This is a genomic window from Streptomyces sp. NPDC058576, assembly GCF_042718715.1.
Lineage (GTDB): Bacteria > Actinomycetota > Actinomycetes > Streptomycetales > Streptomycetaceae > Streptomyces.
The window spans coordinates 1-16,289 of the sequence record NZ_JBHXPF010000012.1; the positions used below are offsets into that span (position 1 = coordinate 1).

Annotated in this window: 15 protein-coding genes; 5 read left to right on the forward strand and 10 right to left on the reverse strand. The window is 72.5% G+C overall.

The window, feature by feature from the left end:
• Positions 1-112: 112 nt before the first annotated feature.
• The 6 genes from ACFWRV_RS11920 to ACFWRV_RS11945 form a co-directional block, all read right to left on the reverse strand.
• Positions 113-1,504, reverse strand: a complete 1,392-nt coding sequence (locus ACFWRV_RS11920) for a hypothetical protein (protein WP_384332405.1) — start codon at positions 1,502-1,504, stop codon at positions 113-115.
• A 14-nt stretch (positions 1,505-1,518) separates the two neighbouring features.
• Complete coding sequence (locus tag ACFWRV_RS11925) at positions 1,519-2,670, reverse strand: hypothetical protein (RefSeq protein WP_384332094.1); 1,152 nt, start codon at positions 2,668-2,670, stop codon at positions 1,519-1,521.
• Positions 2,667-3,632, reverse strand: coding sequence for a hypothetical protein (locus ACFWRV_RS11930; RefSeq protein ID WP_384332097.1), 966 nt, complete (start codon positions 3,630-3,632; stop codon positions 2,667-2,669). The genes ACFWRV_RS11925 and ACFWRV_RS11930 overlap by 4 nt, the downstream gene beginning before the upstream one ends.
• A 97-nt stretch (positions 3,633-3,729) precedes the next feature.
• Positions 3,730-4,449 carry a peptidase gene (locus tag ACFWRV_RS11935; protein WP_384332100.1) on the reverse strand — a complete coding sequence of 240 codons (720 nt, stop codon included), beginning with the start codon at positions 4,447-4,449 and terminating at the stop codon, positions 3,730-3,732.
• 180 nt (positions 4,450-4,629) lie between these two features.
• Positions 4,630-5,121 (reverse strand): ATP-binding protein, encoded by a 492-nt coding sequence (locus tag ACFWRV_RS11940; RefSeq protein ID WP_384332103.1) that lies wholly within the window; start codon positions 5,119-5,121, stop codon positions 4,630-4,632.
• 202 nt (positions 5,122-5,323) lie between these two features.
• The gene (locus ACFWRV_RS11945; protein ID WP_384332106.1) at positions 5,324-5,692 is read right to left on the reverse strand and encodes an STAS domain-containing protein; all 369 of its coding nucleotides are present in this window, start codon (positions 5,690-5,692) and stop codon (positions 5,324-5,326) included.
• 285 nt (positions 5,693-5,977) lie between these two features.
• Here ACFWRV_RS11945 and ACFWRV_RS11950 point away from each other — a divergent pair, with 285 nt between their 5' ends.
• On the forward strand, positions 5,978-6,976 hold the full coding sequence (locus tag ACFWRV_RS11950; protein ID WP_384332109.1) for an RNA polymerase sigma factor SigF: 999 nt from the start codon (positions 5,978-5,980) through the stop codon (positions 6,974-6,976).
• Positions 6,977-7,082: 106 nt separating this feature from the next.
• On the opposite strand, the gene hutI is transcribed toward ACFWRV_RS11950, so the two are convergent.
• From hutI to hutU, 4 genes are all read right to left on the reverse strand, one after another.
• Positions 7,083-8,255, reverse strand: coding sequence for an imidazolonepropionase (gene hutI / locus ACFWRV_RS11955; RefSeq protein ID WP_384332112.1), 1,173 nt, complete (start codon positions 8,253-8,255; stop codon positions 7,083-7,085).
• Between the two features lie 74 nt (positions 8,256-8,329).
• Entirely contained in the window at positions 8,330-9,697 is a 1,368-nt protein-coding gene (locus ACFWRV_RS11960) for a formimidoylglutamate deiminase (protein ID WP_384332115.1), read from the reverse strand.
• Positions 9,688-10,998, reverse strand: a complete 1,311-nt coding sequence (locus ACFWRV_RS11965; RefSeq protein ID WP_384332118.1) for an allantoate amidohydrolase — start codon at positions 10,996-10,998, stop codon at positions 9,688-9,690. Before ACFWRV_RS11965 ends, ACFWRV_RS11960 begins: the two co-directional genes overlap by 10 nt.
• The gene (gene hutU / locus ACFWRV_RS11970) at positions 10,998-12,656 is read right to left on the reverse strand and encodes a urocanate hydratase (RefSeq protein ID WP_384332121.1); all 1,659 of its coding nucleotides are present in this window, start codon (positions 12,654-12,656) and stop codon (positions 10,998-11,000) included. The genes ACFWRV_RS11965 and hutU overlap by 1 nt, the downstream gene beginning before the upstream one ends.
• A gap of 158 nt (positions 12,657-12,814) precedes the next feature.
• Here hutU and ACFWRV_RS11975 point away from each other — a divergent pair, with 158 nt between their 5' ends.
• The 4 genes from ACFWRV_RS11975 to ACFWRV_RS11990 all read left to right on the forward strand — a co-directional run bounded on the left by ACFWRV_RS11975 (position 12,815) and on the right by ACFWRV_RS11990 (position 16,123).
• The gene (locus tag ACFWRV_RS11975) at positions 12,815-14,224 is read left to right on the forward strand and encodes an APC family permease (RefSeq protein WP_384332124.1); all 1,410 of its coding nucleotides are present in this window, start codon (positions 12,815-12,817) and stop codon (positions 14,222-14,224) included.
• Between the two features lie 158 nt (positions 14,225-14,382).
• Entirely contained in the window at positions 14,383-14,805 is a 423-nt protein-coding gene (locus ACFWRV_RS11980) for a hypothetical protein (protein WP_384332126.1), read from the forward strand.
• The gene (locus ACFWRV_RS11985) at positions 14,802-15,608 is read left to right on the forward strand and encodes a winged helix-turn-helix domain-containing protein (protein ID WP_384332129.1); all 807 of its coding nucleotides are present in this window, start codon (positions 14,802-14,804) and stop codon (positions 15,606-15,608) included. The genes ACFWRV_RS11980 and ACFWRV_RS11985 overlap by 4 nt, the downstream gene beginning before the upstream one ends.
• Before the next feature lie 38 nt (positions 15,609-15,646).
• A complete protein-coding gene (locus tag ACFWRV_RS11990; protein ID WP_384332132.1) occupies positions 15,647-16,123 on the forward strand; it encodes a roadblock/LC7 domain-containing protein in 477 nt (158 codons plus the stop codon).
• Positions 16,124-16,289 lie beyond the last annotated feature (166 nt).

Sequence of the window (16,289 nt, forward strand, 5' to 3'; positions counted from 1 at the left end):
TTCTCCCGGGGCTCTACCTCATGCGCGCCCGCGGGGGGGGGGGGCGGGGGACCCCCCCCTCCTCCCCCCCCCCCCCCCGCCGCCATGTGGTCGCCCGGCTCGCGGTACCGGCTCAGCGCGCGCCGCGCAGCTTCCGCCACGGGGTGAACGTGAACACCGCGCCGCCCAGCAGGATAGCCGTGCCGGCGACCAGGCCGAGCGCCCTCAGCGCGCCGTCGTCCTCGGCCCCGGTGGCGGCCAGGCCGCCGCCCGAGTCCGTGCCGCCGCCGGACGCCGCGGCTCCGCCGGAGCCCGCCGCGCCACCGCTTCCGCTGCCGCCGGACGCGCCGCCCGGCTGGGCGGAGGTGTCCAGCTCCAGGGAGACGGCCACGTCGCCGGACGGCGTGCAGGTGGTCGTCGTACCGGCGGCCATCACCGTCAGGACGCCGGGGCTGAGCGTGGACTTCCCGCTCGCGCCGGGCTTGTACGTGCCGGTGAGGTCGGGGATCTCGATCGGGGCGCCGGTCTTGATGACCTCCTTGTTCAGCGGCCCCTCGACCTTGACCGTGCCCTGGTCCGCCCCGCCGAGCTTCACGTCCATGGACGGTTTGACCTGCTCGGCCGGGATGTCGATCGGGCTGTCCATCACGGACTTGCTGAACTTCACGGTGAGGTCGTAGGCGCCGCCGTTCTTCTTGGCGCTGATCCGGACCGGGGAGGTGGCGTTCTTGTCGCCGATGGGGGTCTTGCACGCGTAGGCGACGGACACCTCCTTGCCGGGGAAGTCGGTCTCGCCGCCCCCGCCGCCGGTGCTCCCGCCGTCACCGCCACCGGACGTGGTGCCTCCGGAGTCGGTGCCGCCACTGTCCGTGCCCCCGGAGTCCGTGCCGCCCGCCGTCGTACCGCCGGAGTCGGTGCCTCCGGAGGTGGTTCCGCCGGTGTCCGTACCGCCCGTGGTCGTGCCGCCGGAAGTCGTGCCGCCCGTGGTGGAGCCGCCGCCCTCGGTGACCTTGATGGTGACGCCCGGCCGCACCTCCTCCTTCGGCGCGCACTTGGTGTCCGTGGAGATCGGCCTGGACACGTTGATGTTGTACGCGCCCGGGGTGAGCGTGATCTCCCCGGCCTTCTCCAGCTTCAGCGTGCCCTTCATGTCGGGCAGCACCATGGGGCTGTTCTTGGGAATCGGCGGGTTCTGCCGGGGGCCCTCCAGCTTCAGCTCGCCGCTCGCCGCACCGCCCAGGGTGACGGTCCCGGTCGGCTTGACCGTGTCCGCTCCCAGGTCCAGCACGTCCGGGTTCTTGGACGCGGCCTCGACCGTCTTCCAGACGACCTCGATCTCGTCGCCCACCTTCGCCTCGGCCGGAGCGGTCAGCTCCACCTTCGTGGTGCCCTGCACAGCGGGCAGTCCCGAGATCGGCGGCGGAACGCACTCCGTCGCGTAACTGACCTCGGCGGCCTGGGCCGGGCTCGCGGCCATCAGGATGCCCGCGCCGCCGAGCATCAGCGCGACTCCGGCCGCGCTCATCCTCCGTTGCGTGCTCACGCTTGTCCCTTCGTCGTGGGTCGGGGTCGGTTCTCTGACGGTGCGGAATCCGGGGTGAACCACGGCAGCACGGCCGTGTTCGCGGTCGTGCTCGTAGTCGCGGTCGTAGTCGCGGTCGTGCTCGTGGTCGCGGTGGTCTCCGCGGTCGCGGGAGCGGCGGGACCGGGACCGGGGCTCGTGGCGGGCTTCGGCCTGAGGCCCGCCCGCCGCCTCCGCGTACGGTGCGCGCCCGCGGGGCGGGGCCTGGCCTTGTCGACGATCGCCATGCCGATACGGAAGACGGCCGCCGGGACCACCAGGCAGAGCAGGACCCAGAAGAGCATGACGCCCCACGGGCGGCCCACCCCCCACGGCTGCTCGGCCAGCACCTTGTCCCCGTACCGCAGGGAGACCTGGTAGTCGCCGTGCGCGCCCGCGGACAGTTCGACCGGCAGCTCGATCCGCGCCTTGCCGCCGGCGGCGACCGTGCCGCGCCACTGGCGTTCCTCCCACTGGGGCGCGTAGACGCCGTGCGCGGTGCCGATCTCGAAGACGGGATCCTTGACGGGGGCGGACCCGAGATTGCCGACGGTGAAGACGAGCCGGCGGGCGGGCGGGGCCCCGAACCAGGTGAGCAGGGAGCTGTCGCCCTCCAGGCGGGTGGTGGCCAGCACGGCGAGCCTCCCGTCGCCGGTCTGCCGCGGCAGGTCCGCCGTGGGATGGCCCGCCACCGTGAATACCGCGTCGGCCATGGCCTGTTCGCCCGTCACCGTGGCCACGTGCACCACGCAGGGACAGGGTTTCGGCGGTTCGGTGACCGGCAGCTTCTTGCGGAAGGCGCCCTTCTTGTCGGTCGTGACGGCGCGGCCGTCGGCGTTGGCACAGGAGTTGGTGCCGCCGATCACGCCCCGTTCCGGCGTGGACCGACCGCAGATCAACAGCATCAGCAAGGTCTCGGGGCGCCAGTTGCCGCCGCTGACGGTGATCTCCCCGCCCTTGCCCGCCTCCTTCTTGGACAGGCTGACGGTGGGGTCGCCGTCGGCAGCCCGGGCGGTGCCCGGCGCGGTCAGGACGAAGAGGGCGGGCAGGAGGGCCAGGAGCGCCAGGAAGGCGATGTAGGGCCGGGGGCCGGTGCGTCCGGGGGCTGCCGGGCCGGGCTGCTGCGTCACGTTCTCACTCCCGCCTGCACAGAAGGTTCCGCCTTCACCGGGAGTCCGGCCGTCACCGGGGGCCTCGTCCCTGTGGTCGGTGGCCGGGCGTCGGCGGACTCCGTGTCCGGCCCGTGCCCGGTGGTGCGTCGCCGTCGGTACGCGCCGGAGGCGAGCGCGGCCAGGCCGCCCAGGACCAGCAGCCCGCCGCCGACGGCCGGGACCACCGGGAGGTACGTCGCCGAGACCTCCGCCTCGTCCCGGGCGCCCCCCGACGCGGTGACCCGCAGCCGTACGGTGACGGCGTCCAGGGCCGGGGCGTCGGGCCAGGGTTCGGTTCGCTCGGCCCGTCGGCCGGGGGCCAGCTCCAGCCGCAGGGGCCGTTCCGGGCGGTCCAGCAGCGTGCCGAACACCCCGTCGGCGCGCACCGCCAGCCGGGGCCTCAGCACCGCGTTGCCCCGGTTGACCAGGGCGTAGCGAATGGTCCCGCCGGATATCTCGACGTCCTCGACGGTGAGCGCCGCCAGCGTCGGGCCGCCGATCCGGACCTGGACCGGTACGCGGATCTCCTCGCCCCCGCCGAGGGCCACGGCCTCCCCGGAAGCGTCACCGGGCACCGCGTCGGACGGCACCGTGAGGGCGAGCGGCACCTCCGCGCGGGTCCGGGCCGGGACGGTGACCGCGTCCTCGGCGAACCTGATCCAGCCGCCGGCCCGGCCGTCGGCCCGTAGCCGTACGGTCAGCGGGTCCCGGCCGTGGTTGGTCACCGCGAGGCGGTCCTGGAGGACCGTGCCGGGGGTGCCCTCCAGATAGACGTACGGCCTGGCGTCCCGGTCGGTACGTCCACCGGCGGGCCGGGCCGTCCAGTCCGCCGGACCGTCGTCGGCGGCGGCCGGGAGCGGGGTGATCCCGCACAGCAGCGCGGCGAGCGCCGCCGTGAGGACGAGCGGCGCCCGGCCAGGACGCGGGGTGGGTGGCGACATGGGCGGCTCCTCTGCCTCTCCGGCGGCGGTGGCGCTGCCGTGCGGGCGGTACGTACCGTGCGCTCCGGATGTGCTGGATGGGCCGGACGGGCCGTGGTCAGCCCGCGGAGCGCTGCCCTCGCCGGGTCAGCCAGAGCACTCCGGCCGCCCCGGTCAGCAGCACGGTGCCGCCGAGCGTGCCGAGCGCCGCCACCGAGTCCAGCGGGCCGGTGCGGGGCAGTTCGCCGCCTCCCGAGGCGCCTCCCGTGGCACCGCCGGAGGAGCCGCCGGAGGAGCCGCCGCCCGTGGTGCCGCCGCCCGACGAACCGCCCGCCCCCTGGACGTCGAGTTCGAGGGACGGGCCGGGGCTGTTCTTGGGCGTACAGGTGGTCGTCGTCCCGAGGGCCTTGATGGTGAGGACTCCGGCGGTGAAGGTGACCTTGCCGCTCTTCTTCGGGGTGTACGTCCCCGACAAGTCACTGATCTTGATGGGGGTGTTGGCCGGAATCGCCTCGGTGTTCGCCGGGCCGGAGACCTGGACCTTCCCCTCCTCCGCGCCGCCCAGCTCGATCACGGCGCTCGGGTTCATGGCCCCCTTCCCCAGCTCGACCGGGCTGGAGGAGACGCCCTTCTGGAAGGACATGGTGAGCTTGTAGCCGGCGCCGCTCCTGACGCTCTTGATATCGATGGGCGAGACCGCCCCTTTGGGCCCGATGGGCGTCACGCACTGGTAGTTGACGTCCACGACCTCGGCGTGCGCGGCGGGCGCGCCCGCCACCACGATCGAGCCTGCCAGCGCGGCCGCCAGCGCGAGAGTTGTCCGCTTCTGGTTCGACACCTCGTGTTCCCCTCTTGCCGGACGCCGCCGCGCGCCACGACCCGTACGGGCGCACATTACTGACGGCACATCAGATTCGGCGCTCAAGGTACGCCCGGGGCCTGATGGAGGGAAGACAAAGAGCGCGCCGATCCGGCGCGCTCTTCGGTGGTGCGGAGGTGCGGGGGGTGAGGGGTGCGGTCAGGCGGGGGCGGCCAGCTCCGCCCAGACGGTCTTGCCCGGGGCGTCCGGCGTACGCAGCACACCCCAGTCGAGGCAGAGGCGCTGCACGATGAACATGCCGTGCCCTCCGGGCCGGCCGGCGCGGTGCGGCGTGCGGGGTGCGGGCTGCCCGGCTCCCCGGTCGACGACCTCCACCCGCAGCGCCTTGGGGCTGCGGCCGATCCGGAGCTCCTCGGGACCCTCCGCGTGCAGGCAGGCGTTGGTCACCAGCTCGGAGACGACCAGCAGGACGTCTTCGGCGGCCGCCCTGCGGTCCGCGGTGGACGCCGGGAGCCAGCCCCAGTCGTGCAGCGCCTGCCGGGCGAAGTCACGGGCCATCGGAACGATGCCGCTGGCCTGCCCGAGTGAGATCGTGCGCCACTGCCGCTCGGCCGGGACGGGCGAGGCTGCGCCCGCTTCGTCCGGCTCGCGACCGAGGTCGCCCGGCGGATGCTGCCGGGTGGTGCTCATCAGCGCTTCACCTCACCGATTCGCCATGTCGCCATGTCGCCGTTGAACAGATAATGATCAGTTACCGAGTGTGCCGGATCCCCTGCGGGGCGCCGCCGGGGTGTCTCCTGCCCTGCCATATCGCAACAACACCCACTTGAGGCACACGATCGCGTGACACGGACGACATCGGGGATGTCCGCGGTCCCGCGCTCGTGCCGGGTCAGGTGGCCAGGGCCTCGTCGAGCGTGGCGTGGACGGTGAAGACCGCCTCAGCGCCGGTGATCTCGAACACCCTCGCCACGACGGGCAGCATTCCGGCCAGATGAACCCCTCCTCCGGCCGCCTCCGCCTTGAGGCGGGCGCCGAGCAGGACGTTCAGCCCGGTGGAATCGCAGAAATCCAGGCGAGAGCAGTCGACCACCAGGCGCGAACGCCCCTGTTCGACCGCACTCTCCAGAGGCGCGCGCAGGAGATCGGCGGTGTGGTGGTCGAGCTCACCCACCGGCGTCACGACCTCACTGATCCCCTCGGTCCGGGCCTCGACCTGAAGCCGCCCCCGGTTCGCACTGCCGACCGTCCCGCGGTCCATGCCTGTCCCTCTTCGCCGTTCGTCACTGTGCGCGTCACTGCCTGTGCGGCTGTATGCGTAGCTGCCGCCGACGTGCGTAAAACAGTACGCGTTTCGTTCGCCACGCGGTAGTCGGAGACCTCAACAAAGCGGACATATAGCAGCAATTGGCGCTTGTCACTGCTGGCCAGGACCGGGTATGGGTAGAGGGACACCAGAAAAGCGACCGGCTTCGGAGGCGCCGCTTCACCGCAGGAACACGTATGGGCATCGGCAGCCATATGCCGAGAACGATGGAGGAGAACCATGTCACCCCGGCTCGACGTAGCGCGTACCCACAACGCGTCGTCGGCATGTCCTCAGGGACCGACCAATTCCGACTCCCCCGCCGCGAGCGCCGTTCCCGGCCCGCGCACCAGCACGACCAGCACGACCAGCACCACCGATATGACCAGCACGACCGGCACCACCTCAGACTTCTCCGGCGCTTCCGGCGAGGGGCTCGAAGGGCTTCCCGAGATCCCGCCCTACGCCGAAGTGGGCGCTCTGGACGCCAGGGCCCTGTCGAAGACGCTCTTCGAGCGGCTGGAGTCCCTCGAAGAGGGCACCCACGAGTACGCGTACGTCCGCAACACCCTCGTCGAGCTCAACCTCGCGCTCGTCAAGTTCGCCGCCTCCCGGTTCCGCTCCCGCAGCGAGCCGATGGAGGACATCGTCCAGGTCGGCACCATCGGCCTGATCAAGGCGATCGACCGGTTCGAGCTGAGCCGCGGTGTGGAGTTCCCCACGTTCGCGATGCCGACGATCGTCGGCGAGATCAAGCGTTTCTTCCGTGACACCAGCTGGTCCGTGCGCGTGCCGCGCCGGCTCCAGGAGCTGCGGCTCGACCTGGCGAAGGCGGGCGACGAACTCTCCCAGCAGCTGGACCGCGCGCCCACCGTGGCGGAGCTGTCCGAGCGCCTCGGCATCACCCCCGAGGAGGTCGTCGAGGGCATGTCCGCGAGCAACGCGTACACCGCGAGCTCGCTGGACGCCAAGCCCGAGGACGACGACAACGAGGGCGCCCTCGCGGACCGCATCGGCTACGAGGACCACGGTCTCGAAGGCATCGAGTACGTCGAGTCGCTGAAGCCGCTGATCGCCGCGCTGCCCGCCCGGGACCGGATGATCCTCTCGCTCCGCTTCGTCAGCAACATGACGCAGTCGGAGATCGGCGAGGAGCTGAACATCTCGCAGATGCACGTGTCCCGGCTGCTCTCCCGGACGCTGACAAAGCTCCGCAAGGGTCTGACCCTGGAGGAATGACCGAACCCGGCCCGCTGCCCCGCCCAGGGGCCCGGCGAGCCGTCGAGCAGTGCGGAAGGACCCGCCCCGGAGCGCCGGGAGCGGGTCCTTCCGCGTTGTCCGGGTGCTACACCACGCGCTGTCCGCTCCGCCACACCGCGCTGACCAGCGGGACGCCCGGGCGGTAGGCGAGGTGGACGTGGCTCGGGGCGTCGAGGAGGACCAGGTCGGCGCGGGCTCCTGGGGTGATCCGGCCGATGTCGGTACGTCGCAGGGCGGCGGCCCCGCCGGCGGTGGCGGACCAGATCGCCTCGTCGGGCGTCATCCCCATGTCGCGTACGGCCAGCGCGATGCAGAACGGCACGGACGAGGTGAACGACGAGCCGGGGTTGCAGTCCGTGGAGAGCGCGACGGTGGCCCCGGCGTCGAGGAGGCGGCGGGCGTCGGGCCAGGTGGCGCGGGTGGAGAACTCGGCGCCCGGGAGCAGGGTCGCGACCGTGCTGCCCTGGCCGAGCGCGTCGACGTCGGCGTCGGTGAGGTGGGTGCAGTGGTCGGCGGAGGCGGCGTCGAGCTCGACGGCGAGCTGGACGCCGGGGCCGTAACTCAGCTGGTTGGCGTGGATACGGGGATGCAGCCCCTTGGCGCGGCCCGCCGTGAGGATCGCGCGGGCCTGGTCGCCGTCGAAGGCGCCCTGCTCGCAGAACACGTCGATCCAGCGGGCGTGCGGGGCGCAGGCCTCCAGCATGGGGCCGGTGACCAGGTCGACGTACCCGGCGGGGTCGTCGGCGTAGTCGGGGGAGACGATGTGGGCGCCGAGGTAGGTCACCTCGTCGGTGTGACGGCCCGCGACGCGCAGGGCGCGGGCCTCGTCCTCGACGGTGAGGCCGTAGCCGGACTTGGTCTCGAAGGTGGTGGTGCCCTGGCGCAGGGCCTCGGCGAGGTAGCGGGCGACGTTGGCGGAGAGCTCCTCGTCGGTGGCGGCCCGGGTCGCGGCGACGGTGGTGCGGATGCCGCCGGCGCGGTAGGGCTGCCCGGACATGCGGGCGTTGAACTCCTGGGTGCGGTCGCCCGCGAAGACCAGGTGGGAGTGGGAGTCGACGAAGCCCGGGATCACCGCGCGGCCGGCCGCGTCGAGGACGTTGTCAGTGGCGGGTGCTTTGCTTGATTCACCGGTCCAGACGATGCGGTCGCCGTCGATGACGACGGCCGCGTCCTGGATCAGGCCCAGGGGGGTCCCGTTGTCGAGGGAGGGGTCATTGGTGACCAGGCTGGCGATGTGGGTGACGGCGGTGGTCGTCATCTGGAGAGTGTTCTCCTTGCGTTACGGGGGATCCGGGGTGCTTGCGCGTTCCGGGGGTGCGGGCGGGTCCGGGGTCAGCCGTGCAGGGCCGCGACGGCTGTCGCGAGCGCCCGGGGCACGTCCTCGATCCGCGTGTGACGGCCGTCCCGGACGATGTGCCGCCCGGCCACTACCGTGTGCCGCACATCAGCGGCGGAGGCGGCGAATACGGCGGTCTCCGCTGCCAGTCGGGGCACCGGTCCTGCCGTCCTGACGGAGTCCAGCGCCACGGTGGTCAGATCGGCGGGGGCGCCCGGCTCCAGCACACCCGCGTCGGGGCGGCCCAGTGCGGCGTGCCCGTCGGCGGAGGCGGCCCGGAGCAGGGCGGCGGCCGTCCAGTGGCCCCGGATGTGGGTGCGCAGCCGCTCGTTGAGCTCCATCGCGCGCGCCTCCTCGAAGAGGTCGATCACGGCATGGCTGTCGCTGCCCAGCGAGAGCGGCGAGCCCGCCTTCTGCAGGGCGACGGCGGGGCCGATGCCGTCGGCCAGGTCGCGTTCGGTGGTGGGGCACATGCAGGTGCCGGTGGCGGAGGAGCCGAGCAGGGCGATGTCCTCCTCGGTCAGATGCGTGTTGTGGATGCCGGTGGTGCGCGGGCCGAGGACCCCGTGGTCGGCCAGCAGCCGGGTGGGGGTGCGGCCGTGGGCGGCCCGGCAGGCGTCGTTCTCCGCCGTCTGCTCGGAGAGGTGGACGTGCAGCGGGGCCTCCCGCTCCTCGGCCCACTGCGCCACGGTGGCCAGTTGGTCCGCCGGCACCGCCCGGACGGAGTGGACGGCCGCGCCGATCAGCGTGTGGTCGTCGCCCTTGAGGAGGGCGGCGCGCTCCGCCCAGGCCTCGGCGGTGGTGTCGGAGAAGCGCAGCTGGTGCCGGTTGGGCTGCTCGCCGAAACCGGCGGCGAGATAGGCGGTGTCCAGCAGGGTGATCCGGATCCCGGCCTCGGCGGCGGCCGCGATGAGCGCCTCGCCCATGGCGTTCGGGTTGGCGTAGGGCGTGCCGCCGGGGGCGTGGTGGAGATAGTGGAATTCGCCGACGGAGGTGATGCCGGCCAGGGCCATTTCGGCGTAGGTGGCGCGGGCCAGGTCGAAGTAGGTGTCCGGGGTGAGCCGGGAGGCCGCCCGGTACATCAGCTCGCGCCAGGTCCAGAAGGTGCCCGAGCCGACCTGGACCGTGGCGCGCAGGGCCCGGTGGAAGGCGTGGGAGTGGGTGTTGGCGAGGCCGGGGAGGGTCAGGCCGCGCAGCGCGGTCGCGCCGGGCGGCGGCGCCTCGACCCCGGTCCGGATCCCGGCGATGCGGCTGTCCGCGACGTCCAGGGTGACGCCCGGCTCGACGTGCGTGCCGAGCCAGGCGTGGTCCATCCAGTAGGTCGCGGTGACGGGTGCGCCCGCCGTCCGGTGTGTCAGCTGCACGCGAGACCTTCCAGTACGTCGGCGAGCGCCTCGATCCCGGCCGTGCAGTCGTCCTCGGCGGCGTGCTCGGCGGGTGAGTGCGAGATGCCGGTGGGGTTCCGTACGAAGAGCATGGCGGTGGGCGCCGAGGCGGACAAAATACCCGCATCGTGGCCCGCGCCGGTGCCGAGGACGGGCACGGGCCGCCCCGTGTCGCCGGCGCCCTCCAGGATCTTGCCGAGCTCGTCGCGCAGGGCGTGTTCGAACTCGACGACGGGCGTGAACGATTCGCGGACGACGTCGAGGTCGATCCCGGCCCGCTCGGCGTACTGGCGGGCGGCGCGCTCGACGCCGGTGACCACGGCGTCGAGGGTGGCCTGGTCGGCGGCGCGGGAGTCGAGCCAGCCGCGGACGAGGGAGGGGATCGCGTTGACCCCGTTGGGCTCGACCGCGATCTTGCCGAAGGTGACGAGCGCGCCGGTCAGTTCGGCCTCGCGGCGGGCGGCGAGCACGGTCTCGGCGTACGTGAGCATCGGGTCGCGGCGGTCGACGAGCCGGGTGGTGCCCGCGTGGTTGGCCTCGCCCCGGAAGTCGAACCGCCAGCGGCCGTGCGGCCAGATGGCGGAGGCGATACCGACGGGGTCGCCGGTCAGGTCGAGGGCGCGACCCTGCTCGACGTGGAGTTCGACGAACGCGCCGATCCGGGCGAGCCGTTCCGGGTCGGGGCCGATGGTCCCGGGGTCGTATCCGGCTTGCTCCATGGCGGCGGGCAGGCTGGTCCCGTCCGCGTCCCTCAGGCGGTGGGCGTCGGCGACGGTGAGCTGTCCGGCGGCGAGCCGGGACCCGACGCAGGCCAGCCCGAAGCGGGCGCCCTCCTCGTCACCGAAGTTGGTGATGGCCAGCGGCCGGGTGAACTCCACTTCCCTGCGCCGGAGTTCGTCGAGTGCGGCGAAGGAGGACACCACGCCGAGCGGGCCGTCGAAGGCGCCGCCGTCCGGGACGGAGTCCAGGTGGGAGCCGGTGACGACGGCGTCCCCGGCCAGCGGGTCGCCGAGCCAGGCCCACTGGTTGCCGTTGCGGTCCCTCTCGTAGGCAAGCCCGCGCGCCTCGGCCTGCGCGCGGAACCAGGCCCGGCAGTCGAGGTCGGCCTCCGACCAGGCGTAACGCCGGTAGCCGCCGCTGTCGGGGTGGCGCCCGATAGGCGCCAGCTCCCGCCACATCGCGAGGAAGGAGTCCCCGGCGCGCCACGGCTGTCGTCCAGGACCGGGAGGGGTGGGCCCGGCCGCACCGGCCGAGCCCTGCCCCGAGGTGCCCGTGGGCATCAGTTGCCCTCCGTCATGGGGACGCGTACGCCCTTGTCCGAGGCGACGGACTCCGCGATGTCGTAGCCAGCGTCCACGTGGCGGATGACGCCCATGCCGGGGTCGTTCGTCAGGACGCGGCGGATCTTCTCGCCCGCGAGCTTCGTGCCGTCCGCGACGGAGACCTGGCCCGCGTGGATGGAGCGGCCCATGCCGACGCCGCCGCCGTGGTGGAGGGAGACCCAGGAGGCGCCGGAGGCGACGTTGACCATGGCGTTGAGCAGCGGCCAGTCGGCGATGGCGTCGGAGCCGTCGAGCATGGCCTCGGTCTCGCGGTACGGGGAGGCGACCGAGCCGCAGTCGAGGTGGTCGCGGCCGATGGCCAGCGGGGCGGCCAGTTCGCCGCTCGCGACCATGTCGTTGAAGCGCTCGCCGGCCTTGTCGCGCTCGCCGTAGCCGAGCCAGCAGATGCGGGCGGGCAGGCCTTGGAAGTGGACGCGCTCGCCGGCCATCTTGATCCAGCGGTGCAGCGACTCGTTCTCCGGGAACAGCTCCAGCATCGCCTTGTCGGTCTTGTGGATGTCGGACGCCTCGCCGGACAGCGCTGCCCAGCGGAAGGGGCCCTTGCCCTCGCAGAAGAGGGGGCGGATGTAGGCGGGGACGAAGCCGGGGAAGTCGAAGGCGCGGTCGTACCCGGCGAGCTGGGCCTCGCCGCGGATGGAGTTGCCGTAGTCGAAGACCTCGGCGCCGGCGTCCATGAAGCCGACCATGGCCTCGACGTGCCGGGCCATGGACTCGCGGGCGCGCTGGGTGAAGTCGGCGGGCTTCTCGGCGGCGAGGTCCGCCATGTCGTCGAAGTCGACGCCGAGCGGCAGGTAGGCCAGCGGGTCGTGGGCGCTGGTCTGGTCGGTGACGATGTCGATCGGCGCGCTCTCGGCGAGCATCCGGGGCAGCAGCTCGGCGGCGTTGCCGAGGAGGCCGATGGAGAGCGGGCGGCGGGCGTCGCGGGCCTCGACGGCGAGCTGGAGTGCGTGCTCCAGGTTGTCGGCCCTCACGTCGAGGTAGCGGTGCTCGATGCGGCGCTCGATGGCGCGCGGGTCGACGTCGATACAGATGGCGACGCCGTCGTTCATGGTGACGGCGAGCGGCTGGGCGCCGCCCATGCCGCCGAGTCCGGCGGTCAGGGTGATGGTGCCCGCCAGCGTGCCGCCGAACTTCTTCGCGGCGACGGCGGCGAAGGTCTCATAGGTGCCCTGGAGGATGCCCTGCGTGCCGATGTAGATCCAGGACCCGGCGGTCATCTGGCCGTACATGGTGAGGCCGAGCGCCTCCAGGCGGCGGAACTCCTCCCAGTTGGCCCAGTCGCCGACCAGGTTGGAGTTGGCGATGAGCACGCGCGGCGCCCACTCGTGGGTCTGCATGACGCCGACCGGCCGCCCGGACTGGACGAGCATCGTCTCGTCCTGCTTGAGCGTCTGGAGGGTCCGGACCATCGCGTCGAACGAGCGCCAGTCGCGGGCCGCCTTGCCGGTGCCGCCGTAGACGACGAGCTTGTCGGGGTGCTCGGCGACCTCGGGGTCCAGGTTGTTCTGGAGCATGCGCAGGGCGGCTTCCTGCTGCCATCCCAGGGTGCTGAGGGAGCTGCCGCGCGGCGCTCGTACGGGGCGGGGTCCTGACATGGCGGTGCCTCCTCGGGACGGTGAATATCTATTCACATCCTGCTGCTCTGAATAGTCGTAGTCAACAGGTGCGGTTCGCGTCGCGATCGGGAACAGGTTCTCCCTACCGAGCAGGAGGCCGAACCCGAGGCCCGTCCCGGGCCGGACCGGAGGCATCGATGAGCACGTCCGACACACCCGAACCAGCGAAACCCGAAGGGCGCGGGCGCCCCGAGGACCCGGAAAAGCCCGGCGGATCGCCGCCGCTCAAGCGCGCACTGGGCCCCAAGCTGCTGATCCTCTTCGTCATCGGCGACATCCTGGGCACCGGCATCTACGCCACCACCGGGGACGTGGCGGGCAAGGTCGGCGGAGCACTGTGGCTGCCGTTCGCGATCGGCTTCGTCGTCGCCCTGCTGACGGCGGCCTCCTACGTGGAACTCGTCGGCAAGTACCCGAAGGCGGCCGGGGCCGCGCTCTACACCCAGAAGGCGTTCAAGATCCCCTTCCTGACCTTCGTCGTCGCCTTCATGGTGATGTGCTCGGGCCTCTCGTCGGCGAGCGCGGCCGCGCGGGCGTTCAGCGGCGACTACCTGGGTGAATTCACCGACGCGGTGCCGCCGACCCTGATCGCGATCCTGTTCGTCCTCGCCCTGGCCGCGATCAACCTGCGCGGGGTCGCCGAGTCGGTCAAGGCGAACGTCGTCCTGACCCTGGTCGAGGTCAGCGGGCTCGCGGTGATCCTCGCGATCGGCGCGTACGCCGTGTTCAGCGGCGAGGGCGAGCCCTCCCGGCTGACCCAGATCGAGACCGGCGGCACCGGGTACGCCCTGCTCACCGGCGTCCTCGGCGCCACCGCGCTGGGCTTCTTCGCCTTCGTCGGCTTCGAGGACTCGGTGAACATGGCCGAGGAGACCAAGAACCCCGCCCGCTCCTTCCCCCGCGCCATCTTCATCGGCGTGGGCGTCACCGGCACCATCTACGTCCTGGTCGCCCTGGTCTCCTCACTCCTGGTCGACTCGCGCACCCTGTCGGGATCCAGCGGCCCGCTGCTGGAGGTGGTGAAGGCCGGGGGCGTCGATTTCCCGCCGAAACTCTTCGCGCTGATCGCCCTGTTCGCCGTCACCAACTCGGCGCTGATCAACATCATGATGGCCTCGCGGCTCTGCTACGGCATGGCCAACGAACGTATCCTGCCGCCCGCGATGGGCAAGGTGCTGTCCGGCCGGCGCACCCCCTGGGTCGGGATCGTCTTCGTCTCCGCCCTGGCGATCGGCCTGGTCTCCACCGGCGAGATCGAGGGGCTGGGCGACACCACCTCGTTCCTGCTGCTCTGCGTCTTCGCCGTGGTCAACGTCGCCGTACTGGTGCTGCGCAAGGACCGGGTGGACCACCATCACTTCCGTACGCCCACGGCGCTTCCGGTGCTCGGCGCGCTCACCTCGCTGATCCTCGCGAGCCCGCTCGCCGACCGGGGCGGGGACGTGTACGTACGCGCCGGAATCCTGCTGCTGATCGGCATCGGGCTGTGGGCGCTCAACAAGGTGGTGATGACGGCCCGCGAGAAGGCCGGCGCCGACACCGCCTGACCGGGCGTCACCTCATCTCCCGGCCACCACATTTCAGCCGCTCCTTTACACCCCGGAGGGCATGTACCAAAGGAAAATGCCAGAACCTCCACCCGCCGTGAGCACGTTGCGTAGCCTCTGCGTTACAGCCGTACGCCACGTCGGGAGGGGAAAACCGCGTGCCCGGAATCGACGAGTGCCTGCTCGAAGTCATGAGGCTGCCCGGTGCCCGGGGCGCCTCGGTGGTCGACTGGACGAGCGGTCTCGCCCTCGGCACCATCGGGGACTCCCCCAACGGCGACCACGAGGCGACCGCCGCCGAGACGGCGGAGGTCGCCCGCATGACCGCCGAGCAGCCCGCCTTCGCCCACCTCGCCGCAGAGGGCGGAGGCGAGCCGCCCGGGGGCCCGGCGGGCTCACCGAGCACCCCCGTCGAGGACGTCATCGTCACCACCCACGACGGATACCACATGCTCCGATTCGTGGAGACGGCATTCGACAGCAGCGTCTTCCTGCATCTGTGGATGGACCGCTCCGCAGGCAATCTCGCGCTCGCCCGGATGCGGCTCGGCGAACTGGCCGAGCGGCTGGTGCTGGCATGAGCGCGATAGCCGCCGACCCCGACGCACCCGAGACGGACCGGCTCCCGGTCCTCTCGCCGATGCTCCAGCGCCTGGCCGCCGAGCGCGCCACCGGCGCCCTGATGCGCGACCGCGGCACGCTCTACCTCGCCGACGGCCAGGTGGTGCACGCCGAGAGCCCCGCCACCCCCGGCATCGACGTCCTGCTCACCACCGGCGGGACCCTGCGGCACGAGGGCTGGTGGGACGCCGTGGCACAGGCCGGGGCGGGCCGACGGGTCGGCCGCTATCTCGTGGACAGCGGTCATGTTCCGGGCGGCGCACTGGAGTTGTGCCACCTGGGCGCGCTGTACGACGCCGCGTTCTTCGCACTCGCCCCGACCGGGACGCCCGCCCGCTTCCGTTACGGGGTGGCGCACTGGATCGGTCCGGTGCGGCCCGTCCCGGTGGCCGCCGTCGAGCGCGAGACGCTGCGCAGACGGGAGTTCCTGGACCGGATCTGGCCCGACCCCGCCTGCGACAGCGCCCCGCTCCTGCGGACGACGCACCGGACCGACGCCCCGGTCCCGGCCCGGCAACGCCGCCTCCTGGAGCTGGCCGACGGGGTCCGCACGGCCTCGGACATCGCGCAGGCGCTGGGCCGTTCGGCGTTCCACATCCTGGTCGACCTGCGGCGCCTCGCCGCGGCCGGCCTGGTGGAGGCGGTCCGCGCCCAGCCCCTGCCGGCCGCCTCGACGCCCGGCGGGATCGCGCTCCCCGAGGTGACGGCCGACCCCGATATCGCCCTGCTGCGCCGACTCCGAGACGCATTGGAGGCCCTGTGATACGCGCGCTCAGACAGCGTGCCGGGAGGAGACAGCTGATGGTGCCCGAGGCCGAAGTGCGTGATGTCCTCGACGAGCTCCAGCGGTTACGCGCCCGGGTCCCGCTGCTCTCCGGGGCGCTGGCCGCCTCCACCGATGGCCTGGTCCTCGCCCACGACACCCCGGGCGTCGAGGCGGAGGGCGTCGCCGCCCTCACCGCCGCCGCCCTCGGCGTCTCCATCCGGATGACCGACGCCACCGGCCGGGGCGGCTTCCGCGAACTGCTGGTCCGCGGCGGCAGCGGCTACATCGCCACCTACGCCGCGGGCTCCTCCGCCGTCCTGACCCTGCTGGCCGAGGACCGCATCAATGTCGGCCGGCTCCATCTGGAGGGCCGCCGCGCGGGGGCCCGGATCGGCGAACTCGTCGACGCCGCCCTGGAACGCGTCGAGCGTCCCGCGGCGCACCCCACCCGCGCCGCTCCGCCGCGCCCCGCGACCGCACCCAACCGCGCCCTGCCGCAACGCCCCACGTAACGCGCCTTCGCGCAGCGGCCGCCCCGATCCCCCCACCCGTACCGCCACAACCACCGGGACTCAGCCATCACGCAGAAGCCCGCGCACCAGCCCGCACAGAAACCGGCGCAGAAGCCGGCACCGAAACGGACCCGGTCACCGCGACCGGCCAGGGAAAGGAAACGAG

Bases quoted from the DNA above. Each gene is read 5' to 3' on its own strand.
- ACFWRV_RS11985 (WP_384332129.1), top strand. From the start codon at position 14,802: ATGAGCGCGATAGCCGCCGACCCCGACGCACCCGAGACGGACCGGCTC.
- ACFWRV_RS11945 (WP_384332106.1), bottom strand. From the start codon at position 5,692: ATGGACCGCGGGACGGTCGGCAGTGCGAACCGGGGGCGGCTTCAGGTC.
- ACFWRV_RS11975 (WP_384332124.1), top strand. From the start codon at position 12,815: ATGAGCACGTCCGACACACCCGAACCAGCGAAACCCGAAGGGCGCGGG.
- ACFWRV_RS11920 (WP_384332405.1), bottom strand. From the start codon at position 1,504: ATGAGCGCGGCCGGAGTCGCGCTGATGCTCGGCGGCGCGGGCATCCTG.
- ACFWRV_RS11940 (WP_384332103.1), bottom strand. From the start codon at position 5,121: ATGAGCACCACCCGGCAGCATCCGCCGGGCGACCTCGGTCGCGAGCCG.
- ACFWRV_RS11990 (WP_384332132.1), top strand. From the start codon at position 15,647: ATGGTGCCCGAGGCCGAAGTGCGTGATGTCCTCGACGAGCTCCAGCGG.
- hutU (WP_384332121.1), bottom strand. From the start codon at position 12,656: ATGTCAGGACCCCGCCCCGTACGAGCGCCGCGCGGCAGCTCCCTCAGC.
- ACFWRV_RS11965 (WP_384332118.1), bottom strand. From the start codon at position 10,998: ATGCCCACGGGCACCTCGGGGCAGGGCTCGGCCGGTGCGGCCGGGCCC.
- hutI (WP_384332112.1), bottom strand. From the start codon at position 8,255: ATGACGACCACCGCCGTCACCCACATCGCCAGCCTGGTCACCAATGAC.
- ACFWRV_RS11950 (WP_384332109.1), top strand. From the start codon at position 5,978: ATGTCACCCCGGCTCGACGTAGCGCGTACCCACAACGCGTCGTCGGCA.
- ACFWRV_RS11930 (WP_384332097.1), bottom strand. From the start codon at position 3,632: ATGTCGCCACCCACCCCGCGTCCTGGCCGGGCGCCGCTCGTCCTCACG.